1 pseudogene is annotated in these 257 nt (G+C 39.3%); it reads right to left on the reverse strand.

The window, feature by feature from the left end:
* A pseudogene (locus tag AAEY88_RS14440) lies at positions 1–257 on the reverse strand (hypothetical protein); the annotation flags it as partial.

The raw sequence follows: 257 nt of genomic DNA on the forward strand, positions 1-257 counted from the left end.
CGCTTGTACTCATCCATCTTAGAAGTAAGCACCACAGTAGGAATACCTTTTAATAAGGTATATTTGGCCACCTCACCATTTGGTGCGTCGGGGAGCGTTAAATCAACTAAGGCTAATGTATAGCTGTGCTTACTTACAAACTCTTTACACTCAGATAAAGACCAAGCAAAATCAATGGCAACATCAAGATACTGTGCAGATATATGGCGAAGGACTTGTTGTACTACTTTACTATCTTCAACTATCAACAGTCTTTG

Source organism: Psychrobacter sp. CAL346-MNA-CIBAN-0220 (assembly GCF_040309805.1).
GTDB lineage: Bacteria > Pseudomonadota > Gammaproteobacteria > Pseudomonadales > Moraxellaceae > Psychrobacter.